Source organism: Kitasatospora saccharophila, assembly GCF_039529925.1.
Classification (GTDB): Bacteria; Actinomycetota; Actinomycetes; order Streptomycetales; family Streptomycetaceae; genus Kitasatospora; species Kitasatospora saccharophila.
Window position 1 is genome coordinate 1 of record NZ_BAAANS010000174.1, and the last position, 683, is coordinate 683.

At 69.7% G+C, this 683-nt stretch carries 1 protein-coding gene; it reads left to right on the forward strand.

Translation table 11 applies throughout. The features are described 5' to 3' along the window. Positions 1 to 179: 179 nt before the first annotated feature. Positions 180 to 683, forward strand: a 504-nt coding sequence (locus ABD345_RS40030) for a thiamine pyrophosphate-dependent enzyme (RefSeq protein WP_344559762.1), incomplete at its 3' end; no start/stop codon positions are given.

Here is a 683-nt window from a genome sequence, read left to right on the forward strand (position 1 = left end):
GTACCAGTGAGGAGGTTCACTGCCGGACGGTGCATCACCCCTGGACCCACGCGGTCCTGTCTGAGAGGCCTCACCCGGCTGGTCAGGCCGGCAGCGTGCAAGTTGCGGTCGCGGCGATCCCGCGCTCGAACCCCCGAGGAGTGCATGTGAGTGAGTCGGTGCCGGGCCTTGCCCCGGAAGTGTTCGCGCCCGTCGAGGCGCCGGTCAGTCCCCCACAGGCCTCCGAGGAGGTCGAGTTCGTCCAGCTGCTGACGCCCGAAGGTGAGCGCGTCGAGCACCCGGACTACTCGTTCGACCTCGACGACGAGGCGATCAAGGGCTTCTACCGGGACATGACCCTGGTCCGCCGGATCGACACCGAGGCGACCGCGCTGCAGCGCCAGGGCGAGCTGGGTCTGTGGGCCTCGCTGCTCGGCCAGGAAGCGGCGCAGATCGGCTCCGGCCGCGCGCTGAACTCCAAGGACATGGTCTTCCCGACCTACCGCGAGCACGGCGTCGCGTTCTGCCAGGGCGTCAACCCGCTGAACCTACTCGGCCTGTTCCGCGGCGTCGACCAGGGCGCCTGGGACCCCCGGGACAACAACTTCCACCTCTACACGATCGTGATCGGCGCCCAGACGCTGCACGCGACCGGGTACGCGATGGGCCAGCAGCGCGACCACGCGGTCGGCGACCCGGAGACC